Annotated in this window: 19 protein-coding genes and 1 pseudogene; 9 read left to right on the top strand and 11 right to left on the bottom strand. The window is 62.2% G+C overall.

What is annotated here, in order from left to right:
• Position 1: 1 nt before the first annotated feature.
• A complete protein-coding gene (locus NPS29_RS04080; protein WP_274130874.1) occupies positions 2-1,420 on the bottom strand; it encodes a purine-cytosine permease family protein in 1,419 nt (472 codons plus the stop codon).
• Between the two features lie 371 nt (positions 1,421-1,791).
• Between NPS29_RS04080 and NPS29_RS04075 the strand changes: the two genes are divergently transcribed.
• Positions 1,792-2,277, top strand: coding sequence for a flavin reductase family protein (locus NPS29_RS04075; RefSeq protein WP_274130872.1), 486 nt, complete (start codon positions 1,792-1,794; stop codon positions 2,275-2,277).
• A gap of 95 nt (positions 2,278-2,372) precedes the next feature.
• Positions 2,373-3,410, top strand: coding sequence for an LLM class flavin-dependent oxidoreductase (locus NPS29_RS04070; RefSeq protein ID WP_274130871.1), 1,038 nt, complete (start codon positions 2,373-2,375; stop codon positions 3,408-3,410).
• 266 nt (positions 3,411-3,676) lie between these two features.
• Here NPS29_RS04070 and NPS29_RS04065 read toward each other — a convergent pair whose 3' ends face one another.
• From NPS29_RS04065 to NPS29_RS04045, 5 genes are all read right to left on the bottom strand, one after another.
• Complete coding sequence (locus NPS29_RS04065) at positions 3,677-4,480, bottom strand: isocitrate lyase/PEP mutase family protein (protein WP_274130870.1); 804 nt, start codon at positions 4,478-4,480, stop codon at positions 3,677-3,679.
• A gap of 54 nt (positions 4,481-4,534) precedes the next feature.
• Complete coding sequence (locus NPS29_RS04060) at positions 4,535-5,056, bottom strand: methylated-DNA--[protein]-cysteine S-methyltransferase (protein WP_274130869.1); 522 nt, start codon at positions 5,054-5,056, stop codon at positions 4,535-4,537.
• A gap of 83 nt (positions 5,057-5,139) precedes the next feature.
• Entirely contained in the window at positions 5,140-6,060 is a 921-nt protein-coding gene (locus NPS29_RS04055) for a DNA-3-methyladenine glycosylase family protein (protein ID WP_274130867.1), read from the bottom strand.
• 219 nt (positions 6,061-6,279) lie between these two features.
• Positions 6,280-6,891: a hypothetical protein gene (locus NPS29_RS04050; protein WP_400607739.1), complete on the bottom strand. Its 612-nt coding sequence runs from the start codon at positions 6,889-6,891 to the stop codon at positions 6,280-6,282.
• A 285-nt stretch (positions 6,892-7,176) separates the two neighbouring features.
• On the bottom strand, positions 7,177-8,310 hold the full coding sequence (locus NPS29_RS04045; protein ID WP_274130863.1) for an MFS transporter: 1,134 nt from the start codon (positions 8,308-8,310) through the stop codon (positions 7,177-7,179).
• Between the two features lie 456 nt (positions 8,311-8,766).
• Between NPS29_RS04045 and NPS29_RS04040 the strand changes: the two genes are divergently transcribed.
• The 5 genes from NPS29_RS04040 to NPS29_RS04020 all read left to right on the top strand — a co-directional run bounded on the left by NPS29_RS04040 (position 8,767) and on the right by NPS29_RS04020 (position 13,988).
• Positions 8,767-9,750 carry a LacI family DNA-binding transcriptional regulator gene (locus NPS29_RS04040; protein ID WP_425312436.1) on the top strand — a complete coding sequence of 328 codons (984 nt, stop codon included), beginning with the start codon at positions 8,767-8,769 and terminating at the stop codon, positions 9,748-9,750.
• A gap of 107 nt (positions 9,751-9,857) precedes the next feature.
• Positions 9,858-10,655 carry a sugar phosphate isomerase/epimerase family protein gene (locus NPS29_RS04035; protein ID WP_274130859.1) on the top strand — a complete coding sequence of 266 codons (798 nt, stop codon included), beginning with the start codon at positions 9,858-9,860 and terminating at the stop codon, positions 10,653-10,655.
• Positions 10,648-11,613 (top strand): sugar kinase, encoded by a 966-nt coding sequence (locus tag NPS29_RS04030; protein WP_274130858.1) that lies wholly within the window; start codon positions 10,648-10,650, stop codon positions 11,611-11,613. The genes NPS29_RS04035 and NPS29_RS04030 overlap by 8 nt, the downstream gene beginning before the upstream one ends.
• Positions 11,614-11,684: 71 nt before the next feature.
• Complete coding sequence (locus NPS29_RS04025) at positions 11,685-13,001, top strand: MFS transporter (protein WP_274130857.1); 1,317 nt, start codon at positions 11,685-11,687, stop codon at positions 12,999-13,001.
• 15 nt (positions 13,002-13,016) lie between these two features.
• Positions 13,017-13,988 carry a 2-hydroxyacid dehydrogenase gene (locus NPS29_RS04020; protein ID WP_274130856.1) on the top strand — a complete coding sequence of 324 codons (972 nt, stop codon included), beginning with the start codon at positions 13,017-13,019 and terminating at the stop codon, positions 13,986-13,988.
• 195 nt (positions 13,989-14,183) lie between these two features.
• On the opposite strand, the gene NPS29_RS28800 is transcribed toward NPS29_RS04020, so the two are convergent.
• The gene (locus tag NPS29_RS28800; protein WP_400607745.1) at positions 14,184-15,047 is read right to left on the bottom strand and encodes a methyl-accepting chemotaxis protein; all 864 of its coding nucleotides are present in this window, start codon (positions 15,045-15,047) and stop codon (positions 14,184-14,186) included.
• Positions 15,042-15,794: pseudogene (locus NPS29_RS28795) on the bottom strand (MCP four helix bundle domain-containing protein); the annotation flags it as partial. The pseudogene NPS29_RS28795 and the gene NPS29_RS28800, both read right to left, overlap by 6 nt.
• A gap of 533 nt (positions 15,795-16,327) precedes the next feature.
• Between NPS29_RS28795 and NPS29_RS04010 the strand changes: the two are divergent.
• Positions 16,328-16,609 (top strand): DUF1652 domain-containing protein, encoded by a 282-nt coding sequence (locus NPS29_RS04010; protein ID WP_274130854.1) that lies wholly within the window; start codon positions 16,328-16,330, stop codon positions 16,607-16,609.
• A gap of 140 nt (positions 16,610-16,749) precedes the next feature.
• On the opposite strand, the gene NPS29_RS04005 is transcribed toward NPS29_RS04010, so the two are convergent.
• Positions 16,750-19,164, bottom strand: a complete 2,415-nt coding sequence (locus NPS29_RS04005) for a UvrD-helicase domain-containing protein (RefSeq protein WP_274130897.1) — start codon at positions 19,162-19,164, stop codon at positions 16,750-16,752.
• A 364-nt stretch (positions 19,165-19,528) separates the two neighbouring features.
• Between NPS29_RS04005 and NPS29_RS04000 the strand changes: the two genes are divergently transcribed.
• Positions 19,529-20,224 carry a pirin family protein gene (locus NPS29_RS04000; RefSeq protein WP_274130853.1) on the top strand — a complete coding sequence of 232 codons (696 nt, stop codon included), beginning with the start codon at positions 19,529-19,531 and terminating at the stop codon, positions 20,222-20,224.
• 183 nt (positions 20,225-20,407) lie between these two features.
• Here the strand turns inward: NPS29_RS04000 and pgm are convergent, their stop codons facing one another.
• Positions 20,408-22,054: a phosphoglucomutase (alpha-D-glucose-1,6-bisphosphate-dependent) gene (pgm, locus tag NPS29_RS03995; RefSeq protein WP_274130852.1), complete on the bottom strand. Its 1,647-nt coding sequence runs from the start codon at positions 22,052-22,054 to the stop codon at positions 20,408-20,410.
• Between the two features lie 138 nt (positions 22,055-22,192).
• Positions 22,193-24,487 (bottom strand): ATP-dependent DNA helicase, encoded by a 2,295-nt coding sequence (locus NPS29_RS03990; protein WP_425312435.1) that lies wholly within the window; start codon positions 24,485-24,487, stop codon positions 22,193-22,195.
• Between the last annotated feature and the right edge of the window lie 428 nt (positions 24,488-24,915).

Here is a 24,915-nt window from a genome sequence, read left to right as displayed (position 1 = left end):
TTTACTCCGCATACCCCAACCGCGCCGCACGAGCTTGATCGGAACGGCCCCGGGTCGCCAGGCAGTAATACAGCGGGCAGGTGATCAAAAGCCCCGCCAGCCACGACAGGTCCGCCCCTTCCAGGTAATTGGCCCAGGGCCCGACATACAGCGCGGTGTTGGCAAACGGCAACTGCACGATGATGCCAATGAAGTACGCAATGATCGCGTGGGGGTTGAAGCGGCCGTAGATCCCGCCGTCCGGGCTGAAGATCGAGGCGATGTCGTAGTTGCCGCGCTTGATCAGGTAGAAGTCGATCAGGTTGATCGACGCCCACGGCACCAGCACGATCAGCAGCGTCAGGATCAGGCCGATGAACTCCTTGATGAAGTCCCCGGACGCGCCCACTGCCGTGATGCAGCAACCCGCCAGAATTACCGACGCCAAAATCACCCGCACCTTGATACTGGGCGTCCAGCTCGCGGCGAAAGTCTGGATCGAGGTCACGATGGAAAGCACCGCACCGTACAGGTTCAAGGCGTTATGGCTGATGATGTTGAGCAGGAACAACAGCATCAGGACCGGGCCCAGCACGCCGGTGGACTGCTTGACCGCCGCCATGGCTTCAGTGCCTTCCGGCGTTGCCAGCACGGCGACCGCGCCGAAACAGAACGACAATGTGGTGCCCAGGGTTGCGCCGAAAAACGTTGCCCAGAAAGGCCGTGCAATGCCGATATCGCACGGCAGGTAGCGCGAGTAATCCGAGACATAGGGCGAGAAGCTGATCTGCCAGATGATCCCCAGGCACAGGGTCGCCAGGAAACCCGACAGGTTGTAGCCACCGCGGCTGAAGAAATCCAGCGGCAGGTCCTGGCTGAAGATCATCACAAAACCGGCCAGCAGCGCGGCGCCCATCACCCAGGTGCCGATGCGGTTGAGGGTGTGAATGAAGCGATAGCCGATCACGCCGATGGCCGTTGCGCTCAACGCGCCGATCACGACGCCCGCAGGCAGAGGCACGGAAGGCAGCATGCCGTGGATCGACTGGCCTGCCAGCACGATGTTGGAAATGAAGAAGCCGACGTAGATCAACGCGGCAAAAAACACGATCAACAGCGCACCGTAACGGCCAAACTGGCCACGACTCTGGACCATCTGCGGAATGCCCATGCGCGGGCCCTGGGCCGACGCCAGGGCAATGAACACCCCGCCGATCATGTGGCCCAGCGCAATGGCGATCACCCCCCACAACAGGTTGAGGTGAAACACCTGGACCACCATCGCGCCGGTCACGATGGGCAGCGGAGCAATGTTGGTGCTGAACCAGAGAGTGAACAGATCCCGCGCTTTGCCATGGCGCTCGGCCAGGGGAACGTAGTCGACGGTGTGGTTTTCAATCAAATGCGTGGCGTTGCCGCCATGATTCTCGGATGTAGTCATCGTTTCGCCTGAATTCTTGTCTTTGTGGCTAGCTAAAACCATGAAGCGACTGGCAGAGCCTTGCGGCCTTGGTGCGCGCCTTTCAACGCCGCAAACACATCCCTGCACTCACGAGCGAGGCAACCATATTATGGTATGCCAATATTTTACAACCGCCTGAACGGTATTTTTTACCAACGGCAAGGCTCAGATATACAAGGAAAAATCGGTTCAGCATAGGCTGGAGCGCCGGTTTACAAGGGCTGCGAGGAAATCGAACAAATCCGGGGCGGGATCGACGAGAGAAAAAACACTTGCAGAAAAGGTATTACGGTATACCATCAGACACATAAAACTTATCGCCTTCGGCACCGAACCGCAGAGGTAGCAACATGATCGACGCAACCGTCTACAAGAACGTTATGGGCTCTTTTCCCTCTGGCGTGACTGTGATCACCACCCTCAATGACGACGGTGAAGTGGTCGGGCTGACTGCCAGTGCATTCAGCTCGCTGTCGATGGATCCGCCGCTGGTGCTGTTCTGCCCCAACTACAGCTCCGACTCCTACCCGACCCTGATCAAGAACAAGCGCTTCGCCATTCACTTGCTGTCCGGCTCCCAGCAGAGCGAAGCCTACGCTTTTGCACGCAAAGGCAAGGACAAGGCCGCCGGCATCGAGTGGACCCTGAGCGAACTGGGCAACCCGCTGCTGGCCAATGCCACCGCCATCATCGAATGCGAACTGTGGCGCGAGTACGAGGGTGGCGACCACGCCATCATGGTCGGCGCGGTGAAGAACCTGATCGTCCCCGAGCAGCCCGCCAGCCCCATGATCTACTGCCGGGGCAAGATGGGCGCCCTGCCCGCCCTGGCTTGAAGCTCGTGACTTGCAGCTTGAAGCTTGTAGCTGCTCTCTATTACGGTATACCGAAAAACACCGCAGCGCGGTAAGAACAATCCGAGGTAAGCGTCATGAAATTTTCGTTGTTCGTTCACATGGAACGCTGGGATGAGTCTGTCAGCCACCGCCAGCTGTTCGAAGACCTGACCGAACTGACGCTGATGGCCGAACAAGGCGGCTTCAGCACCGTGTGGATCGGCGAACACCACGCCATGGAATACACCATTTCCCCAAGCCCGATGCCGCTGCTGGCGTACCTGGCCGGCAAGACCAGCACCATTCACCTGGGCGCGGGCACCATCATCGCGCCGTTCTGGCACCCGCTCCGGGTAGCCGGTGAATGCGCGCTGCTGGATGTGATCAGTAACGGTCGTATGGAAGTGGGCCTGGCCCGGGGCGCTTACCAGGTCGAATTCGACCGCATGGCCGGCGGCATGCCGGCATCCGAAGGCGGCAAGGCGTTGCGCGAAATGGTGCCGGTGGTCAAGGCGCTGTGGCAAGGCGACCACGCCCACGACGGTGAAATCTGGAAATTCCCGACTTCCACCAGCGTGCCGAAGCCGGTCAAGACCCCGCCGATGTGGATCGCTGCCCGCGACCCGGACTCTCACAACTTCGCGGTGGCCAATGGCTGCAACGTGATGGTCACGCCGTTGATGAAGGGCGATGAAGAAGTCGTCGATCTGAAGAACAAGTTCGAAGCCGCACTGGCGAACAACCCTGGCGTGCCGCGCCCGCAGCTGATGGTGCTGCGCCACACCCACGTGCATGCCGAGAACGACCCGGAAGGCTGGAAAGTCGGCGCACGGGCCATCGCGAAGTTTTACCGCACCTTTGATGCCTGGTTTGGCAACAAGACCACGCCGGTCAATGGCTTCCTTGCGCCGAGCCCGGAAGAGAAGTTCGCCGAACGTCCGGAATTCTCCCTGGACAGCCTGCACAAGACCGCGATGATCGGCACGCCCGAAGAAATCATCCCGCGCATCAAGTACTACCAGGAACTGGGCGTCGACGAGTTCAGCTTCTGGTGCGACAACAGCCTGCCCCACGCCGAGAAGAAGAAATCCCTGGAGTTGTTCATCAAGCACGTGGTGCCGGCGTTTCGTTGAAACGGCGCACGGCTTGCGGGCGTCGGCGTTCTCAAGATCGCCCCCGCGGGCAAGCCCGGCTGCTACGAGGGCGAGGTGTTCGCGAGTTCTGTGTTCACACCAAACCCGTAGCAGCGCGGCTTGCCGGCGGGGACGTCCTCACGGCCGCCACCACGGGAACGCCCTGAACCTTGTAGGAGCGCGCTTGCCCGCGACGGCGTCGTGTCAGGCGACGGCGATGTTGCAGACAGATCGCTATCGCGGGCAAGCCCGCTCCTACAAAGACATCAATGCCCGAACAGCGCCTGCACCTGGTTGTAACCCATGCTGCTGTGGGTCACGGCATCGGACGCGCCCTCTTCCAGAAACCCCCGCGCCAGCTCTTCAGCCTGTCCCCAGAGATTGAGCACCATGCTCGAACCGGCACTCAGCCGATGCACGCCCAATTTCGCCAACTCATCGGCCGACGGCAGTCCAGGCCGGGCCAGCACGTTGATCGGCATGTCCACTCCCGCAACGATGGCCTTGATCTGCTCCAGATCGGTCACTGCCGCCACAAACAACCCATCGGCCCCGGCCTCGCGGTACAAGCGCCCGCGCTTGAGCGTCTCCTCGACTCGCAATTCTTCACTCACAAGACTCGCCAGATACACATCCGTGCGCGCGTTGATGAACACGTCCAGGCCGCTGCGCGCCGCCATGTCCTTGATCGCCTCGATCTTGCGCGCCAGCAACTCAGGCGCGTCCGGGCCGTCCTCGAGATTGATGCCCACCGCGCCCACATCCAGCACCCGCTTGATGTTCTGGGCGACGGTCAGCGGCTCGTCGGAGTAGCCGTTTTCGATGTCCACCGACAGCGGCACCTTGATCACCCGAGCGATGCTCTGCGCCACGTTGACGGCAACGTCCACGGGAAACACCCGGCCATCGGCATAGCCCTGGCTCCAGGCGACACCGGCGCTGGTGGTCGCCACCGCCTTGGCCCCCAGGCTTTCCACCAGCCGCGCGCTGCCGGCATCCCAGACGTTGGGCAGACGCAGAACCGTGGTTTGGTGGTGCAGGTCACGAAAGGTTTTGGCAGAAGCAGGCATGTTCATCTCCATTGATAGCGCTGTGATTATGCGAAAGTTGTGCGAGCAGGCAGTCTAGAACAGCGATGCCTGAACTGCTTGTCGGAGTGCACGGGGCAGACAGCCTTCCAACGTCAGAAGCAAGGCCTTGGCCTCAAGCCCTCCGGCGAATCCTGTGAGCGAACCGGAACTGCCGATCACCCGATGACAGGGCGCGACGATGGAAATCGGATTCTTGCCGTTGGCCGCGCCCACCGCACGCACGGCCGCCGGATTGCCGATCTGGGTGGCGATGTCGAGGTAGCTGCGGGTCTGGCCGAACGGGATGGTCAGCAGTGCATGCCAGACCTTTTTCTGGAACTCGGTGCCGTGAAATTCCAGATCCAGCTCGAAACGATCGCGGGTGCCGGCAAAATATTCGGCCAGTTGCTGTTGGGCACGGTCCAGGATTTCGCTGCTCTCTGCCTCGGCCATGGGGCCGAGCAACACCCGATTGGGCCGTTCGTGCTCCCAGAGAATGGCCGCCAGACGCGGCCCCTTGGCCACCAGTTTCAACTGGCCGACCGGAGAGTCGATGAAGCGGTAGGTGAAGTTCATGGCAAGGCTCCTGCGCTTGACGATGAGCCCATGTTAACCGCGCCGGCGCGCAGTACCATCCAGTTCTTGCGGTCTAATTCGTGTCAGCCGCCCTTGGCCTTGCCCGCCACGTCCGCCGCCGAATTCCAGATATGCAACGCCGCGTACGCACGCCACGGCCGCCAGGCTTCGGCCCGGGCCTTGTGCAGCGCAAGCCTGGTGAGGGTCGGGTCCTGGCCGGTCATGAGGTTCATCAGCACCAGATCCGACGCAGGCCAGGCATCGGGGTCGCGCCAGGCGCGCATGGCGATGTATTCCACGGTCCATGGGCCGATGCCGGGCATGGCCAGCAATTGCTGGCGCAGCTCGCTGGTGTCGCCATGGGCGGCGTCCAGGCACAGCTCGCCACTGGCCACCGCTGCCGCCAGGCGTTGCAGGGTTTGCACGCGCTTGCCGGGCATACCGATCTTGTCCAGGTTGACCTGCGCCAGCGCCTGCGGTGTGGGGAAACGCCAGGCCAGCGGATCGAGCGGATCGTCCGCCACCTGGGTCCCTGCCCGCTGTACCAGCCGCCCGACAATGGTGGTCGCGCCCTTGACGCTGACCTGCTGGCCGACAATGGTGCGCACCACCAGCTCGAAACCGGAAAACGCCCCCGGCACCCGCAACCCAGGCCGCAGCTTGACCAACGACGCCAGCCAGGGGTCTGCCGACAGATCGGCATCGATCTGCCCCGGCTGGGCATACAGGTCGAACATATGGGAAATCGGCGCAATCAGCTCATCAATGTAAGCGCTGACCTCACCGTGCAAGGTCGCGACCAGGTGATTGCCCTCGGGCGCCAGCGTCACCGACAACCAGCCGAAATGCCCTTTGTAGTCGATATTGCGCCGGTACTCGCCGCCAACAATGGCCTCGACCCCGGCGGTTGCACGCCCGGCGAAGAAGGCGAGCATGCGTGGCCAGTCGAAGGGGGTAATGAAGGGTAAGAGGCGCGTGGCGTGGGGTGCGATGAGTGCTGACATCGATAAGGCCGGGCAAGATAGGGACCGACCGAACGCTAACGCACTTTGCAGGTTTACACAAAACCCGTAGCAGCACGGCTTGCCGGCGGGGGCGGTCTCAAGGACGCCGTCGCGGGCAAGCGCGCTCCTACAGGTTCGAGGTCAGGCATACAACCACAGACACCCCGTAGCAGTCCGGCTTGCCGGCGTCGCGATGCAGAACCTTCGCAATGTCAAGGATCAGGTCGGACACCCAACCGCGCCGTCGTTGAGATTCTGCTTGTAGTTCTCGTACTGCAACGTGGCCTTGCCGTTGTTCCACTTCAGGGTGAGCACCAGCACGGAGTCGAAGTCATCGCCGGTCCAGTCGTCGACCAGCTTCAGGCGTTTGCCGGAGGCTTCCTCGGCGACCTTGTTGATCAGCTCGGGCAGGTAGCCGTGGGACCAGGCGGTGTAGATGGTGGCGTCGTGGTATTTGTCGCGCATGAATTCGTCGGCCAGGTCGCTGGTGTCGTTGGCGGCGAAGTCGATGTTCACTGGCAGGCCCAATTTGATGGCGCTCGGGCCGACGGTCATCAAGGGTCGCAGGTAGCTGTAGGAGTGATCGCCCTCACCTTCTTCCACGTGGCGACTGGGGTTGGCGGCGAAGATGAAGTCAGCCTTGCCGAAGGTGTTCGGCAGCACCGTGGAGAGGTCGATAGCGCGGTTCAAACCCTGGCAGTTGAGCTGCCCCAGGCCCATGGCCGGCTTTTCTGCGTGGCGCAGGAAGACCAGGGTCTGGGTGCCGTTCTTGGGTTCGGCGTGCACGCCCTTGCCTGCCACGAACCAGAACACTGCCGAGCAAACCAGCATGATCGGCAGGAAGAAATAGGCAAAACGCTGGCGTGCCAGGGAGAGAACGGAGGATTTGAAAAAGGTCATGTCGGCCTGGAGTTCTGATGATGCGTGAGGGGCATGTGTGTCCTGTGCAACGTCCCTGTGAACTGGCGATCAGCTAGCGAGATGCAGCCTAGCCAAGCTTTATGTCCGTATGAAGAATGACCATCAGATGGCAAATAGCCTCAGAGGTTGCATGCAAGCCCCTGATTTATCGGATTTTTGGCCCAACGGTATGTAAGAGAATGTGTATCGCGCGCCTCATGCAGGCAATTGCCGAGGCTTGTAGCGGCTGCACACCAGGGCGCTGACCACCACCGCAAGGCCCGCCAGGCCGTACACCCACACCGGCGATGCCACAGGCAGCAGGATCCCGGCCAGCAGCGGCCCGACTCCGGCACCGATGTCGCGCCACACCGCATTGCCTGCCAGCGCCTGCACCCGAGCCGCACCCGGATTGCGCTCGGCTACGAGGGTGGTCACCAGGGGCAACTGCAACGCCCGCAGGATCAGCACCCCACCTGCGCCGAGGATCAGCCAGTGAAAGCCGAAGGCCGTCAGCGCAAGCGTGGTCAGCGCGGAGAACACCACCAGCATCCGCACCGCGCCGTAACTGGCCGCCGCACGTCCGCCGAGGGGACTGAGCAGCATTTCCGAGGCATAGCGCAGCGCCAGCAGCACCCCGGCAATGAACACCGCGTTGCCGCCCAATACCGATTGCGCCTGCAAAGACAGGCCGAAGATGAACAGCCCGTCCAGCGCCACGCCTTCGATGAAGGACCAGATCGCCACGCTGTCCGGCGCCTTGAAGCGGCGCCCTCCTGCGGTGGGCATTGCATGGGGAATATTGGGCAGGCCTTTGGCAACCAGTATCGCCGCCAGGGAGAAGAACGCCAGAATCAGGAAAATCACTCGCGGGCCGTAATGCAGGCTTATCAAGGCGCCGATGGGCAAGGCCAGCATCGGGCCTATGGCGATGATCGCCCGCGATGTGCCGGACCTGCGCGCCGCACCACCGGCCTCGGATGTGGCCAGCGCCTGGGTTGAGAGGTTCAGCGCGCCAAAGGTCAGGCCCCAGCCCAGGCGCAGGATCAGCAACCACCAGAAACCGGTGATGAACGAATTGCCGAACGCGCACAGGGCCGACACCGTGGCCGCCAGCATCACGGTCGGGCGGTCGCCGAATCTTGCGTAGAACCGCACCACGTAGCTGTAGCCGAAAATCCGCACCAGGCGGTTGGCTGCCAGCAGTATCCCCGCTTCGGCCAGGGTGATACCGAATGCATCGGTGTTCATCGGCAACAGCAGGTACAACAGGACGTCACTGGGCAGGCACAGGCTTAGGACGGTCGCCGAACGGCGGGAGGCTGAATCGGCATCTCGGGCGGCAGGCATGCGCAGAAAGGTCCTGTAACACAAATGAAATTGCAGCATGCAGATATGGCCGGGCCATGGCAACAGGTGTTCACCACAAAACCCGTAGCAGCATGGCTTGCCGGCGGGGGCGTTTTCGAGGTCGCAATCCCGGGCAAGCGCGCTCCTGCAAGGCAGGGGTGCTCGCAGCATTTGGGTTCACCACAGAACCCCGTAGCAGCACGGCTTGCCGGCGGGGGCGTCCTCAAGATCGCTCCCGCCGGCAAGCCGTGCTGCTACGGGGGCCAATGTGGTCATGGGATTTGTGATGGGGATGCCCACCTTTCATCCGATCTTGTGTTGACGATTCTCGCGCTTTGGTGTTTCCTGAAACCGGTTTCAGAGCAACGCACGCTCTGCGAAAGAAAGCCTGCTGATAAATCCAATAAGGGTCAGGCCGTGAACAGTATTCCGACATCGACGCGCTCGCGCGTCACCATGAATGACGTGGCTGACCTGGCCGGCGTCTCCAAGGCCAGCGTCTCGCGCTTCATCGGCGAAGACCGCCAGTTGCTGTCCCAGGCCATCGCCCAACGCATCGAGCAGGCCATCGACACCCTCGGCTATCGCCCCAACCAGATGGCCCGTGGCCTCAAGCGTGGGCGCACGCGGCTGATCGGGATGCTGGTGGCCGACATCCGCAACCCCTACTCCATTGCCGTGATGCACGGCGTCGAAACCGCCTGCCGCAAGCACGGCTACAGCCTGGTGGTGTGCAACACCGACCGCGATGACGAACAGGAGCGCCTGCACCTTGCCGCGCTGCGTTCGTACAACATCGAAGGCCTGATCGTGAACACCCTCGGCCATCACCTGGACGAACTGCGCGAGCTGCACGAAGAACTGCCGATGGTGCTGGTGGACCGCAAGGTCGATCAGTTGCAGAGCGATCTGGTCGGCCTGAACAACGTCGCGGCAGTCAACCAGGCCCTCGATCACCTGCAGGAACAGGGCTTCGGCGACATCCTCATGGTCACCGAACCTCAGGACGGCACCAGTTCCCGCATCGAGCGCGTCGAAGCGTTCAAGGCTGGCATCGCTCAGCGTCCGAATTTGCGCGGCCAGGTCCGCGAGACCGGCGAGCAGCTGCGCGAGCAACTGCGCGAATTCCTCGCCCAGCGCAGCCACGGCCACAAGGCGCTGTTTACCGCCAACGGCGTGGCTACCCTGAGCACCACCCGCCAGCTGCACGAACTGGGCTGCCGCCTGTTCGACGACATTGGCCTGATCGCCCTCGATGAACTGGACTGGTACCCGCTGGTGGGCAGCGGCATCACCTCGCTGGCCCAACCCACCCACGACATCGGCGTCACCGCCTTCCAATGCTTGCTCGACCGCCTGCGTGGCGATCAGGAGCCGGTGCGTCTGTATGACTTTCCAGCGCAACTGATCGTGCGCGGCTCGACACGACAGCGACCCTGAACCTATCCCTTTAGCGACCGCAGGTCCGCAAACCTGCTGATGTGAAGAACTTCCATCGGGCACCCTAGCTCGAACAAAAATGAAACCGGTTTCAGAGGACAATAACAATGAACCGATTCCCCGTTGCCATCAGCCTGGGCGCCTACGGTGCCGACTACGTTCGCCAGATCGGCCAGGCCAGTTTCATTCCCGTCCTGGCGGCCGCAGGCGTCACGCGCATCGAGGTGCGCGAAGAACTCCTGGTGGGCGAAGACCTGCCAACGCTGGCCCAGGCCATCCGCGACCAGGGCCTTGAGTGCCTGTACTCGGCGCCGCTGGAGCTGTGGCTTGCGGGGCAACACCAGCACGATCCTGAACTGGAAACCACCCTGCAACGGGCCACTGCCTGTGGCGCCGCCTGGCTCAAGGTTTCCCTTGGGCATTTCACCGAAGACAGTGACGTCGCGGCGCTGGCCGAGCGCCTGGCCCGTTACGATGTGCATTTGCTGGTGGAGAACGACCAGACGCCCCAAGGCGGCCGCATCGAACCCTTCAGGCAGTTCTTCGCGCGGATCGACGCCCTGCAAATGCCCATCGGCATGACTTTCGATATCGGCAACTGGATGTGGCAGGAGCAGTCCGCAAGCGAGGCCGCGCAGCACCTGGGGCGCCATGTCGAATACCTGCATTGCAAGGCCGTGTCGCGCAATGCCAGCGGCAAGCTGATCGCCGTGCCGCCCCGCGAGGCCGATCTGCAGCAGTGGGAGCAGTTGCTTCAACACATGCCGGTCGGTGTGCCCCGTGCTGTCGAATACCCCTTGCAGGGCGAAAACCTGCTGGACGTCACCCGCGCCCAGGCCGACACCCTCGCCCGCCTCGGCCAGGCCAGGCTTGAACATGCCCCGGAGGCGCTGAGCCATGTCTGAGATCGACATCCTTTCCTTCGGCGAAACCATGACCATGCTGGTGGCCGAACAGCCCGGCGATCTGGCTGCGGTCCGCCACTATGAGAAGCGCATTGCCGGCGCCGACAGCAACGTCGCCATCGGCCTGTCCCGGCTGGGTTTCAACGTCGCCTGGCTGAGCCGGGTCGGTAACGATTCGATGGGCCGTTTCGTCACCCAGAGCCTGGAACAGGAAGGCGTCGACTGCCGCCATGTGACAGTGGACCCTGCGCATCCGACCGGCTTCCAGTTCAAATCCCTTGAGCTTGAAGGCGCCGACCCTGTGGTCGAGTACTTCCGCCGTGGCTCGGCGGCCAGCCACTTGTCGGTGAATGACATCGTCCCTGACCTGCTCAAGGCCCGTCACTTGCACGCCACCGGGATTCCGGCGGCGCTCTCGCCCACCTGCCGCGAGCTGTCCCACGTCTTGATGACGCAAATGCGCGATGCCGGGCGCAGCGTGTCGTTCGATCCCAACCTGCGCCCCTCGCTGTGGCCGGATCAGGCGACCATGATCCGCGAAGTCAACCGCCTGGCGGGCCTGGCCCATTGGGTGATGCCGGGCCTGGCCGAAGGCGAGCTGCTCACAGGCTTCGACACCCCGTCCGAGATCGCCCGGTTCTATCTGGACATGGGCGTGGAAGCGGTGGTCATCAAGCTCGGCGCCAAGGGCGCGTACTACCGCACCCAGTTGAACGAAGCCTTCGTGCCCGGCGTGCCGGTGGCCAAGGTCGTAGACACCGTAGGCGCAGGCGACGGCTTTGCCGTGGGCGTCATCAGCGCCCTGCTGGAAAACCTCGACTTCGCCCAGGCCACTGCCCGTGGCAACTGGATCGGCAGCCAGGCGGTCCAGAGCCGCGGCGACATGGAAGGCCTGCCGACCCGCCTGGCCCTGCAAACGGCCGAAACCCGTAAAGATCTGCGACGACAACCCGCCTGAATTCACATGCCTTGCAACGACTCTGTTCAATCACCTGCTGCGACAAAAACAACATGCTCAGGGAGCCCAACATGGAAAAGCTACTCGACACCGTGAAGCACGCCGGCCTCAAACGTCGCTGGCTGCTCATCATGCCTATCGTTTTCATCACCTACAGCCTGGCCTACCTTGACCGCGCCAACTACGGCTTCGCCGCCGCCTCCGGGATGGCCGAAGACCTGCAAATCACCCCCGGCATGTCGTCGTTGCTGGGTGCGCTATTTTTCCTGGGCTACTTCTTCTTCCAGGTGCCCGGCGCGATCTACGCACAGAAAAAGAGCGTGAAGAAGCTGATCTTCGTCAGCCTGATCCTGTGGGGCAGCCTCGCCACCCTGACCGGCATCGTATCCAACGCCTACATGCTGATCGCCATCCGCTTCATGCTCGGCGTGGTCGAGGCAGCCGTCATGCCGGCCATGCTGGTGTACCTGTGCTACTGGTTCACCAAGGCCGAACGCTCGCGGGCCAATACCGTGCTGATCCTCGGCAACCCGGTGACCATGCTCTGGATGTCGGTGGTGTCCGGCTATCTGGTGGCGCATTTCAGTTGGCGCTGGATGTTCATCGTCGAAGGTCTGCCTGCCGTGATCTGGGCCTTCATCTGGTGGCGTCTGGTGGACGAGCGTCCGGCCCAGGCCAAATGGCTGACCGCTGACGAGAAGACCGAACTGCAAGCGCGCCTGGACGCCGAGCAAGTGGGCATCAAGCCGGTGAAGAACTACGCCGAAGCCTTCCGCTCGCCGAGAGTGTTGCTGCTGGCCGCGCAGTATTTCTGCTGGAGCATCGGCGTCTACGGCTTCGTCCTGTGGCTGCCGACCATCATCAAGAAAGGCATGCAGATGGACATGGTGGAGGCCGGCTGGCTGTCGGCGCTGCCGTACCTTGCCGCAGTGATCGGTATGGTCCTGGTGTCCTGGGCCTCGGACAAACTGCAAAAGCGCAAACTGTTCGTCTGGCCGCCGCTGCTGTTGGCCGCGTTCGCGTTCTACGGCTCATATGCCCTGGGCACCGAGCATTTCTGGTGGTCCTACTCGCTGCTGGTGATCGCTGGCGCCTGCATGTACGCGCCTTACGGGCCGTTCTTCGCCATCGTCCCGGAAATCCTGCCGGCCAACGTCGCCGGTGGCGCCATGGCGCTGGTCAACAGCCTCGGCGCGCTGGGCTCGTTCGCCGGCTCCTATCTGGTGGGCTACCTCAACGGCGCCACTGGCACCCTGAGTGCCTCGTACCTGTTCATGAGCGGCGCGTTGCTGGTCTCGGTTGTACTGACGCTGATGCTCAAGCCGGACGCCGCCGCAAAGCCCCTGCGCGATGAGCCCAGTGCTCGTCGCAGCCCTGCGCACCCCTGATCTGGAAACCTTTGCATGAAACCACACGTCGTTCTCTACAAGTCCCTCTCGGCGCCGCTGATGCAGCGCCTGGAGGATCACGCGCAGGTCACACTGATTGAAGATGTCAAAAGCCCCGGCGGCCTGGCCCGCCTGCGCGATGCCCTGCCCCAGGCGGACGGATTGCTCGGCGCGAGCCTGAAAATAGACGGGCCGCTGCTGGACCTTGCACCCAGGCTGAAAGTCATCTCCAGCGTTTCCGTAGGCGTGGACAACTACGACATCCAGGACCTGACCCGGCGCGGCGTCCAGCTCACCAACACCCCGGACGTACTGACCGAAACCACAGCAGACACAGGCTTTGCGCTGATCATGGCCACCGCCAGGCGCGTCGTCGAACTGGCGAACATGGTGCGCGACGGCCAGTGGAAACAGAACATCGGACCCCGGCACTTCGGCAGCGATGTGCACGGCAAGAAGCTGGGCATCATCGGCATGGGCCGGATTGGCGAAGCGCTGGCGCAACGGGGCAACCTGGGGTTCGGCATGCCGGTGCTCTATCACAGCCACTCGCGCAAGCCGGCGGTGGAAGCACGATTCGGCGCGCAGTACCGCAGCCTGGAAGACTTGCTCAAGGAAGCGGATTTCGTTTGCCTGACCCTGCCCCTGACGGCAGACACGGAAGGCTTGATCGGCGCGGCTCAGTTCGCGCTGATGCGTCCGGAAGCGATCTTCATCAACATTGCCCGGGGCAAGGTGGTGGATGAACAGGCGCTGATCGAGGCGCTGCGCAACCGGCAGATCCGCGCAGCCGGGCTGGATGTTTTCGAGCAGGAACCACTTGCCCAGGACTCGCCATTACTGACGCTGGTCAACGTGGTCGCCACCCCGCACATGGGCTCGGCCACCTTCGAGACCCGCGAGGCGATGGCCGGTTGCGCGGTGGACAATCTGCTGGCCGCGCTGGCCGGCCAGCGACCGCCGAATCTGGTAAACCTCGAAATCTGAAGTTCAACGACCTGTAGGAGCGCGCTTGCCCGCGATGGCGTCGTGCCTGCCACCCACAAGGTCGCAGACATATCGCATTCGCGGGCAAGCGCGCTCCTACGGACCAGGGTGTTCGGGCAATTGTTGTTTCACCCCGGCCTCGCGGCTTGCCGTGCTGCTACGAGGGCCAGGGTGTTTGCAGGGTTTGTGTCCTGCTCAGATCTTGAACCGCGTCACCATCGCTTTCAGGTCCACCGCCAGACGCGACAACTCGTGGCTGGCGGCGCTGGTCTGGTTGGCCCCTGCCGCTGATTGCGCGGCCAGGTCACGGATGTTGATCAGGTTACGATCCACTTCGCGAGAAACCTGGGCCTGCTCTTCCGAGGCGCTGGCGATCACCAGGTTGCGCTCGTTGATGCGCGAGATGGCTTCGGTAATGAGTTCCAGCGCATCGCCGGCTGAACTCGCCAGGCTCAACGTGCTGCGAGTGCTGTCGGTGTTGCGCGACATCGATTCCACGGCATCCCCTGTGCGCGTCTGGATCCCCGCCACCATCTGCTCGATTTCCGTGGTCGACTGGGCTGTGCGGTGCGCCAGCGCCCGCACCTCATCGGCCACCACGGCAAACCCGCGTCCGGCCTCGCCCGCCCGCGCCGCCTCGATGGCGGCGTTGAGGGCCAGCAGGTTGGTCTGCTCGGCAATCGAACGAATCACGTCCAGCACCTTGCCGATGTCACGGCCCTGCTCGGCGAGACCTTCCACCAATCCGGTGGTGGCCTGGATCTGCTGGGTCATGTCCTGAATCGAGCGCACCGTCTCGACCACCCGGTCGCGGCCCTGACGCGCCGTCTGGTTGGACTCCTGCGACGCTTCGGAAGTGGACACCGCGTTGCGCGCCACCTCCTCCACCGCTGCAGTCATCTCGTTGACCGCCGTGGCCGCCTGTTCGATTTCGTTGTTCTGTTGTTGCAGGCCGCGGGACGATTCCTCGGTCACGGCGCTGAGCTCTTCCGCCGCCGATGCCAGTTGCGTGGCCGACCCTGCAATCAGCTCGATGGTCTTGCGCAGGTTCTGCTGCATGGTCGACAACGAGCGCAACAACTGGGTGGCTTCATCCTTGCCATCGATCTCGATTGGCTTGGTGAGATCGCCCCCGGCAATTTCTTCGGCTACACGAACCGCTCTATTCAGCGGGTTGACGATACTTTTGGTCAGCAGCCAGGCCAGGATCACCGTCAAGAAGACCGCAATAACCGACACCACGATGATGCCGATATTGGCATTGTCATATTGCTCTTTTGAAATAACCGCCGCTTCCCGGGCACCGGCCTTGTTGATAGTGATGAGCTGGTTGATCTGCACCCCCATCAAGTCGGTGGCATCTTTCATCCGCGTATTGATCAAGTTGCGCATTTCTTCAGCCTTGTCCTGGCGTGATAACTCCAGCACTTGAGCCTGTACATCGAGAAAGGTCGCCAGGGTCGCTTCGAACTGATGATAAACCACCAGTTCCTCGCCTTCGGCAGGAAGTGCCGCGTAATTCTTCTTGGCTTCCTGCAACTTGCCGATCAGCTCGGCAATGCGCGCGTCGGTTTCACGCAGCGCCGCAGGATCGCGGTTGACCAGCGTGCGGAACGAGGTGATGCGCAGGCGCAGGCTGTTTTCCAGCATCCCGCCCAGGTAGCCGACACTGGGCAGCTGGTTGGTTTCCATGTCGGTGGTCGCCTGGCGAATCAGCGCCATGCGGTTGACGGAGAAAAAGCCGAGTCCGATCACCAGTACGGCGATGAACGCAAACCCCAGGAATGCGCGTGGCGCGATGTTCATGTTTCGTATCGACATGGAAGTACTCTCGTGAAAGATCCGGCTCATCGGATAAATGCGACTAACGCACCCACCAATGCCTTCTCTGATATCGGCCGGCTTTGTCGATAAATTCAGTGCGCTTTAATACTTTTTTTAAACACGCGCTTTAGTGGATCCAATACTTCAACGCAAAACGTTTGCGTGTTAAGCGAGCGTTACAGCGTAAAACAGAAGATGGGCATTTAACGGGCTGGCTTGTCGCAGAAGTAGTGGCCCAGTGCCTTAGTTTTAAATAACGATTGCGCATCAGAATCGTGCGCGCACGGATATAAAGGAATATGACCCACGTCAAAAATCTGTAATTTTTATGGTCTGTAGGATTTTTTCTCACTACTGTCAGAACTCGGTGCTACCTTTATCTGGCGCGTCCACTTATCGACCAACGTGAAAGACATAACAGGTAGTGCGGAGCTCTGGCTCAAGCATTGCGCCGTTGCTCGAACCTGGCCTGACACAACCGTTTTCCTGCCCTGCGGAGCTACACAATTGCTCGATTGAACGAGGTGGGTCCCATGAATAAAGTCACGTTCCCCAACGCCTGCCAGCTGATGCGCTGGCATTTTCATCCTGTGGGCTTTGAAGCCAACATGGATGCACCCAGCAGCATGGTCGCGCGCCTGTTCGACCGTGCCAGCGGTGAAACGGTGATCGCCATTGCCGGCATCCCGTGCGCGACGGTGATGAACGCGATGGACGTGGAACGCATTATCGAGGCCATCGAGCTGGAACTGGAGACGTTCGTCCCCAGCCGAATCGAGTATTTGCAGCGGGCTTGAAGCCCGATCTCGACCCACTGCCACGTCCCTGTAGGAGTGAGCTTGCTCGCGATTTGGCATCACAGTCAGCACAGAGTTGGCTGGTCCGACGCCATCGCGAGCAAGCTCACTCCTACAGAAGGTATCGATGGCCGTGGAAATTATGTTTCGGCAGTCATCCCGCCACGCCGATCTTCGAAAAACGCCTTGTCGGAAGCGATCCTTGCTGACGCCCTCGGCACAGCCGCCTCATCATTGCCCGCCGCGTCGATGAACCAGTAGCAATGGCGCACGGCGCGGGTGATCGCGACGTAGGCCAGGCGCAGGACTTCATCTTTCTGCGCGTTATCGAACGCTTCCAGATCACCCTCCTTGCCCAGCCCCGCCAACTGATAAACCTGATTCTTGTACGGCGATTGAGTCAGGTGCTGGCAATCGCCGAGCAGGAACACCGCATCGGCCTGCAGGCCCTTGGAGCTGTGATAGGTCAGTTGCTTGAGCCGCCGTTCGTGGGGCGGCAGCGCGTAGTCGTCATCGACCAGCGCGGTCAGCGCCTCGGGCAATTTGCTGCGCTCGCTGCCCTTGCGGTACAGCAGCAGCACCGAATCTCCGGCGTTGTAATGCTCGATCAGGCTGGCCACCAGGCGATCGTCGTCGCGGTCAAGCACCGTGACCGGCAGCAACTCCTGCACCGGCCCACTGGCCCGGGCCTTCTTGCCGCTGATCGCAGGCGCCGCGCGCACGATGTGCTCGGCGGCGTCGATGATGTGCTGGTGGCTGCGGAAGTTGTCGCTGAGCATGACCTTGGTGGTCGACGGCGACGAGAACTCCTTGGGAAATTCCATGAAGAACTTCGGCGAACTGCCGCGCCAGCCGTAGATCGACTGCCAGTCATCGCCCACGCACAGCAGCGACGAGCGCTGGGCACCACGCCCGACATGCAGCGAGGCGCCGCGACTGCGCACTTCCCGCAGGCTCGCGCGAATCCACGAGACGATCTGCGGCGAAACGTCCTGGAATTCGTCGATCATCAAGTGCGACAGCGGGCGCAATCCCTCGTCGCTGACCAGCTTGAGATTCTCCGGCGAGTTCTCGCCAAACAGCGAGAACATACGGTTATAGGTCATGACCGGCGGCGTCTGGGCCAGCAAGTGGTCTTCGAAGGCTTTCCAGAACAGGCTCAAGGCTTCGAAGAAGAAGCGGTCCGGGTCCTGATCGGAAAAGCTCATCTGCGCCACGGCGTCCGGCACGTCCAGGCCCAGGTTCTCGATGAAGCCTGCGGCCGCGACGAAGCAGTCCAGCAGCGGCGCGGCGCTCAGCTCGCCCTTGACCTTGTAGTCGAAGCCCGGCCCCGCCACGGCGGCGCCTGACAACGACTGCATCATGCCCCGGGAAGCCTCGTAGTTTTCCAGCCAGATCACCGGTTTGCGGCAGAACGCCTGGAACAGCGTGCGCTTGATGACCCACTCGGCCCACACCGGCAGCTTGGCGTCCGGGCGGCGCAGGTGCTGGTCTTCGCCGGGGTCGAAACCCAGGACGATCCAGGCGTCCAGCTCGGCGGCGTAACCGTGGACATGGAACGTCAGGCCGCTGACCTCGACGGTCTGGCGCATCGGCTCCACGCCCTGGATCGGCCAGGCGCCCTTGCGAATCCACAGGTCCTCGATCACGTCGCACAGCTCTTCGTCGCGCTTGGACGACAGGCCCATGACGGTGATGCGTTTCTGCACGTCGGGGTGGTCGCGGTCCAGTTCCTTGAGCTGCAAGGAATGCCGATACAGCGGCGCCATCACTTCGCGGAAACGCTGATTGCTGGCGTACAGGTCGCGATAACACAGGTTCATGTGCTGACGCTGGGCGTCGTTGATGCGCAGGTCGAACGGGTTGCTGTCGGCGCCATCGTTCAACAGCGGGTTACCGAACAGGTCGGCGCCCTGGCTGCTGAGGTTCTCGAACGCCTGCAACTGCTCGAAGCCCGGCAGGCTGCGCACCAGCGGCAGAATGCGCGAGTGGAAGGTGCGCACCACTTCGCGGGCCTGGCGCTGAGTCAGGTCGCGGCCCCAGAGGCCCATGATCTCGATCAGTTTGTTGATGAAGTCCTTGCGTGACTCGCGGGTGAATGTCACCACGGTCATGGAGTCCAGCTCGAAACCCAGATAGTGGTTGAGCAGCAGCACCCGCAGTACCAGCGAGGTGGACTTGCCCGCCCCCGCGCCTGCGATCACGTAGGTGGACGGCGTGTCGCTGAAAATCATTTTCCATTGCGCAGTGGTCGGCTGCGCGTGGGGCGGGAGTTTTTCGGCGACGTCGGCCTTGATGCGCTTCTTCAGTTCGTTGGTCAACGGCAGGCGCCAGTCATCGAACAGGTGCTCATCGACCCTGGGGCCACGATGCTCCTGGGGACGCGTGTCACGAATCACCAGCACTCGACGCCCCTCTTCGATGCCATCCATGCGGCCCTCGGCATAGCCCTCGTCCATGCCTTCGGCGTGGCCGTTGAGGTAGCCATCGGCGTGGCCCTGATGCCAGGACGGCACGTGCTGTGCCTGCAGGCGCAAAAGGCTGCTACCGATCATGCGCGCCAGCAGGCGTTTGAAGAACGGCAGGCGCTCGGGAGGCGTGAGATCAGGTGGAAGATCGGGAGATGGCTTGGCGGAAAAATCGTGCGGCACGCAGGCTCCGGATATCAGTGTTGATGTAAAGGTGCCTATGGTCGCCCCATTCGCCGCCAAGCTCCAGCGAAATGCTTTGTGCTCATGGGCTTAGCCGATCAAGTGCAGGTAAAACGGCAGAATATGCCCAGCAAAAGCATCTAGGATTTCGATCATAATAACGCAAAACTTACGCTTTTTATCGATAATAGATTGTTGGATGATTACTCCATCGACTAACCAGCGGCGCCGCGATAAACGGTCCGGCCCTGCTACGGAGGAACTGATCATGCTGCAACTTCGACCTTTCAAATCCCTCGGCGGTGCCGATCATGGCTGGCTGAACGCGCATCACCATTTCTCGTTCGCCAATTATTACGACCCAAGCCGCATGAGCTGGGGCCAGTTGCGGGTATGGAACGACGACGTGATCCAGGCCGGCACCGGCTTCCCACGCCATCCGCACCGCGACATGGAAATCATCACCTACGTTCGTGAAGGCGCGATTACCCACAAGGACAGCCTGGGCAACGAAGGCCGTACCGAAGCCGGAGACGTGCAAGTGATGAGCGCTGGCACCGGCGTGGCCCACAGCGAGTACAACCTGGAAGCGACCGATACCAAGATCTTCCAGATCTGGATCATGCCGGACGAAGTCGGTGCGCCACCTTCCTGGGGTGCCAAGCCGTTTCCAAAAGCCAACCGCGAAGGTTTCGTGACCCTGGCCAGCGGCAAGGCTGACGATGACATCGAGCTGCGCATTCGTGCCAATGCCCGACTGGTCGCCGCCAACCTGAAAGCCGGTGAGTCGGCCGAGTACGTGCTGGACGAAGGTCGCCGCGCCTACCTGGTGCCGGCCACTGGCGCCATCGAAGTCAACGGCCTGCAAGCCAGGGCCCGCGACGGTGTGGCAGTCGAAGACGAGCGCGTGCTGCGCGTGACGGCCATCGAGGACAGCGAGATCGTGCTGGTGGATGTGGCGTGATCGAGCTGAAATGAAAAAGCCCCGACGTGAGAGCGTCGGGGCTTTTTTTTTGCGCGGCAGTTGTCTGGCAAGATCGCCCGTAGCAGCACGGCTTGCCGGCGGGGGCGGCGTGTCAGTCGACATCAGGGTGTCAGACATACCGCTCCCGCCGGCAAGCCGTGCTGCTACGGATCTGCCAAATCCTTACTTCGGGGCAATCGCCGCATCCACCAACACCTGCGCTTCAGCCACCAGGCGCTTGAGGTGCTCTTCGCCCTTGAAGCTTTCGGCGTAGATCTTGTAGATGTCTTCCGTGCCCGAAGGACGCGCCGCGAACCAGCCGTTTTCGGTCATGACCTTCAACCCGCCAATGGCCTGGTCGTTGCCCGGCGCCTTGCTCAGGATACCGGTGATCTTCTCGCCAGCCAGCTCCGTGGACGTCACTTGCTCCGGCGACAGCTTGCTCAGCAATGCCTTCTGCTCGAAGTTGGCCTTGGCCTCGACGCGGGTCGAAACCGGTTCGCCCAGCTCGTCGGTCAGCGCCTTGTACATCTCGCTCGGGTCACGCCCTTTGCGCGCACGGATTTCGGCGGCCAGCAGGGCCGGGATCAGGCCGTCCTTGTCGGTGGTCCAGACTGTGCCATCGCGACGCAGGAATGACGCACCGGCGCTCTCCTCGCCACCAAAGCCCAGCGAGCCTTCGAACAGGCCCTCGGCGAAGAACTTGAAACCCACCGGCACTTCATACAGGCGACGGCCCAGACGCTGGGTGACGCGGTCGATCATGCCGCTGCTGACCACGGTCTTGCCCACGGCCGCATCGGCGCGCCACTGTGGGCGGTTCTGGAACAGGTAGTCGATGGACACCGCCAGGTAGTTGTTTGGTGCCAGCAAGCCACCGGTCGGGGTCACGATGCCGTGGCGGTCGTGGTCCGGGTCGCAGGCGAAGGCTACCTGGAAGCGGTCCTTGAGGCCGATCAGGCCCTGCATGGCGAAGTTGGACGATGGGTCCATGCGGATCTTGCCGTCCCAGTCCACGCTCATGAAGCGGAAGGTCGGATCGACGTGCTGGTTCACCACGTCCAGGTTCAGGCCGTAGTGCTCACCGATGGCCGACCAGTAGCGCACGCCCGCGCCGCCCAAAGGGTCCACGCCCAGACGCAGGCTGGCGCCACGGATGGCGTCCATGTCGATGACGTTCTTGAGGTCGGCGACGTAGGTGTTGAGGTAGTCATGGCGATGGGTGGTGTCGGCGCGCAGGGCTTTTTCATGGCTCATGCGGGTCACGCCGACGATCTTCTCGGCGAGCAGTTCGTTGGCCTTGGTCTCGATCCACTTGGTGATGTGCGAATCGGCCGGGCCGCCATTGGGCGGGTTGTACTTGAAGCCGCCGCTTTCCGGCGGATTGTGGGACGGCGTGATGACGATGCCGTCGGCCAGGCCCGATGTGCGACCCTTGTTGTAGCAGATGATGGCGTGGGACACCGCCGGCGTCGGGGTGTATTCGTCGCCTTCGGAAATCATCACGTTGACGCCGTTGGCCGCCAGCACTTCCAGCGCCGACGCCGCAGCCGGAGTGGACAGCGCGTGGGTATCGGCGCCCAGGAACAGCGGGCCGTCGATGCCATTGGCCTGACGGTACAGGCAGATCGCCTGGCTGATGGCCAGGACGTGCCACTCGTTGAAGCTCAGGTCGAACGAGCTGCCGCGATGGCCGGAGGTGCCAAAGGAAACCTTCTGGGTGGCGACCGAGGCGTCAGGTTGCCCGGTGTAGTACGCCGTGACCAGACGAGGAAGATCGACCAGCAATTCTGCAGGCGCCAGTTTGCCTGCGAATGGACTGATACTCATGCGAAACCTCCGTGGATGAAAAAAGAAATTAGCGTCGGCGAAACAGGAAAAGGCCTGCGGCGCGGCAGTTTACTGGCACTTGGACCGTCGTGCTCGGGTATTGATCCGTAAACCGTTGAGACAAATAGCAGCTGTGATTCAGATTTGCCACCATGCCGGCAACAATTGCTGAATCCTGTGTTCGGCGAAGCGATCATCGATCAGCACCACCACGCCCCGATCCTCCGTGCCGCGGATCACCCTGCCGGCGGCCTGCACCACCTTCTGCATGCCAGGGTAGAGATAGGTGTAGTCGTATCCGGCGCCGAACAACAGGCCCATGCGCTGTTTCAGTTGCTCATTGACCGGATTGACCTGCGCCAGGCCCAAGGTCGCGATGAATGCACCGATCAGCCGCGCGCCGGGCAGATCGATGCCCTCGCCGAATGCCCCGCCCAGTACCGCGAAGCCGATACCCTGGCTTTCGGGGGTGAAGCGCTCCAGAAACGCCTGGCGATCAGCCTCGGCCATCCCCCGCGATTGCTGCCACATCGGGATCTGCGGGTGGCTGTCGGCCAGCAGTTGCGCCACCTGTTGCAGGTAATCGAAGCTGCTGAAAAACGCCAGATAGTTGCCCGGCCGCGCCTGAAACTGCCCGGCCAGCAGTTCGACGATGGGCGCCAGTGACGCCTGCCTATGGTTGAAACGGGTGGATACGTGGCTGGCGATCTGCACCTGGAGTTGCGAGCGCTGAAACGGCGAATCGACGTCGACCCAGGCCGTGGTGTCGGGCAAACCCAGCAGGTCCCGGTAGAAATGCCGGGGGTTGAGTGTTGCGGAAAACAGCACCGTGCTGCGCGCCGCCGTCAGCCGTGGCCGCACGAAACCGGCCGGCACCACGTTGCGCAACGTCAGCCGGGACAAGGCACGCTTGCTGCCCAGTTCACGCTTGCTGATGTCGAACAGGAAGTGCTCATCGAACAGCTCGGCGATGCGCCCGAACTGGATCGCCTCGAAGTAGAAGCCTTGCAGCTCACCGTTGGCGGCCTGGGGGTGGTCGTTGAAATAGTCGCCGAAGGCCGCAACACACAGGCTGAGGCTGGCGATGAATTTAGCCGGCGTTCCCGGATAGGCCTGATACGGCGCAATCTGCTCCTTATGCAAGGCATTCCAGTCGCGGTTGAGCCGGTTCAGCGACTTCTTCAAAGGCTCAGGCGCAGTCTTGCGCAGCAGGTCGAGGTTGTACTGGTCAAGGCTTGCGCTGTACATCTGCCGGGCGCGCTCGACCATGTTGTGCGCCTCGTCCACTAGTACCGCCACCTGCCACTGGTTGAACTGGCACAACCCGAACAGCAAGGCGTTCAGGTCGAAGTAATAGTTGTAGTCGGCGATCACCACGTCGCACCAGCGGGCCATTTCCTGGCTCAGGTAATAGGGGCAAATCTCATGGCGCAGCGCGACTTCCCGCATACCGGCCTGGTCGAGCCAGCCCTGCTGCGCCGCTTCCTGGCGCGCTGCGGGCAGGCGGTCGTAGAAGCCTTTGGCCAGCGGGCATGAATCGCCGTTGCATGCATTGGTGGGGTATTCGCAGGCTTTGTCCCGGGCCACCAGCTCCAACACCCGCAGTTTGAGCTGCGGGGCACTTTCGCCCAGCACGCCCAGGGCATCCAGCGCCAGTTTGCGGCCAGGGGTCTTGGCGGTGAGGAAGAACAGCTTGTCCAGCTTCTGCCCCGGCATCGCCTTGAGCATCGGGAATACGGTGCCGATGGTCTTGCCAATACCGGTGGGCGCCTGGGCCATCAGGCAGCGGCCGGTGCTGACCGCCTTGTACACCGACTCGGCCAGCACGCGCTGGCCACTGCGAAAGTCGGCGTGGGGAAATTTCAGGCCGGTGAGTTGGGTATTGCGGTTCTGGACGTAGGCGATTTCCTGGCGCGCCCAGTCCAGGAAAATGCCGCACTGTTGGTTGAAGAAGGCATGCAGTTGTTCAGCCGTATGGCGCTCGCGAATCAGGGTTTCCTGTTCGCTGACGACGTTGAAGTAAACCAGCGCGAGGTTGATCTCGGGCAGTTGCAGCTGCTGGCAGAGCAACCAGCCGTAGACCTTGGCCTGGGCCCAGTGCAGTTGCCGGTGGTTATCCGGCATGGCGTCGAGCTCGCCGCGGTAGGTCTTCACTTCTTCGAGCTGGTTGAGGCTGGGGTCGTAGCCGTCTGCCCTGCCCCGCACGCTCAGTTCGTGGAAGGTGCCGGAGAGCGCCACTTCGGTCTGGTAATCCGCTGAGCGCCTGCTGGCCACGGTGCGATGCCCGGCGATGCCCTCAAGCGCCGTGGGCGATGGTGTGAAACGCAGGTCCAGGTCCCCGGCCTTGGCGGTAAACTCGCACATGCCGCGCACACCGATCGTGTAGCCCGCAGCGGCCGCAGGTTGGGGAAGGATGGTGGCGATGGAAGTCACGCGGATTCGGGCCGTTGGGCTGACACTGGACGAACGTACAGTTAACCGATCTGCGGCGCCGATGGCAAATGGAAATGGATCGGTGGTGGGTATCTGTTCGAGTCTGATCTGGCACCTCGGTGATCTCACCGCCGCTCCCGCCGGCAAGCCGTGCTGCTACGGGTTCAAGGTTTGTCCCGATATCGCGTACATACATCACACCTGTAGCAGCCGGGCTTGCCCGCGGGGGCGATCTTGAGGACGCTGACGCCGGCAAGCCGTGCTGCTACGGGTTCGAGGTGTGTCCCGATATCGCGTACATACATCACACCTGTAGCAGCCGGGCTTGCCCGCGGGGGCGATCTTGAGGACGCCGACGCCGGCAAGCCGGACTGCTACGGGTTCAAAGGTTTGTCCCGATATCGCGTACATACATCACACCTGTAGCA

Origin of the sequence: Pseudomonas putida (assembly GCF_028682175.1) — a bacterium.
GTDB classification, from domain to species: domain Bacteria; phylum Pseudomonadota; class Gammaproteobacteria; order Pseudomonadales; family Pseudomonadaceae; genus Aquipseudomonas; species Aquipseudomonas putida_AD.
The sequence above is the reverse complement of the archived record's forward strand: the minus strand, read 5'-3'. Positions and strand labels throughout refer to the sequence as shown.

Bases quoted from the DNA above. Each gene is read 5' to 3' on its own strand.
- NPS29_RS04080 (WP_274130874.1), bottom strand. From the start codon at position 1,420: ATGACTACATCCGAGAATCATGGCGGCAACGCCACGCATTTGATTGAA.
- NPS29_RS04075 (WP_274130872.1), top strand. From the start codon at position 1,792: ATGATCGACGCAACCGTCTACAAGAACGTTATGGGCTCTTTTCCCTCT.
- NPS29_RS04070 (WP_274130871.1), top strand. From the start codon at position 2,373: ATGAAATTTTCGTTGTTCGTTCACATGGAACGCTGGGATGAGTCTGTC.
- NPS29_RS04065 (WP_274130870.1), bottom strand. From the start codon at position 4,480: ATGCCTGCTTCTGCCAAAACCTTTCGTGACCTGCACCACCAAACCACG.
- NPS29_RS04060 (WP_274130869.1), bottom strand. From the start codon at position 5,056: ATGAACTTCACCTACCGCTTCATCGACTCTCCGGTCGGCCAGTTGAAA.
- NPS29_RS04055 (WP_274130867.1), bottom strand. From the start codon at position 6,060: ATGTCAGCACTCATCGCACCCCACGCCACGCGCCTCTTACCCTTCATT.
- NPS29_RS04050 (WP_400607739.1), bottom strand. From the start codon at position 6,891: ATGCTGGTTTGCTCGGCAGTGTTCTGGTTCGTGGCAGGCAAGGGCGTG.
- NPS29_RS04045 (WP_274130863.1), bottom strand. From the start codon at position 8,310: ATGCCTGCCGCCCGAGATGCCGATTCAGCCTCCCGCCGTTCGGCGACC.
- NPS29_RS04040 (WP_425312436.1), top strand. From the start codon at position 8,767: ATGAATGACGTGGCTGACCTGGCCGGCGTCTCCAAGGCCAGCGTCTCG.
- NPS29_RS04035 (WP_274130859.1), top strand. From the start codon at position 9,858: ATGAACCGATTCCCCGTTGCCATCAGCCTGGGCGCCTACGGTGCCGAC.
- NPS29_RS04030 (WP_274130858.1), top strand. From the start codon at position 10,648: ATGTCTGAGATCGACATCCTTTCCTTCGGCGAAACCATGACCATGCTG.
- NPS29_RS04025 (WP_274130857.1), top strand. From the start codon at position 11,685: ATGGAAAAGCTACTCGACACCGTGAAGCACGCCGGCCTCAAACGTCGC.
- NPS29_RS04020 (WP_274130856.1), top strand. From the start codon at position 13,017: ATGAAACCACACGTCGTTCTCTACAAGTCCCTCTCGGCGCCGCTGATG.
- NPS29_RS28800 (WP_400607745.1), bottom strand. From the start codon at position 15,047: ATGCAGCAGAACCTGCGCAAGACCATCGAGCTGATTGCAGGGTCGGCC.
- NPS29_RS04005 (WP_274130897.1), bottom strand. From the start codon at position 19,164: ATGATCGGTAGCAGCCTTTTGCGCCTGCAGGCACAGCACGTGCCGTCC.
- NPS29_RS04000 (WP_274130853.1), top strand. From the start codon at position 19,529: ATGCTGCAACTTCGACCTTTCAAATCCCTCGGCGGTGCCGATCATGGC.
- pgm (WP_274130852.1), bottom strand. From the start codon at position 22,054: ATGAGTATCAGTCCATTCGCAGGCAAACTGGCGCCTGCAGAATTGCTG.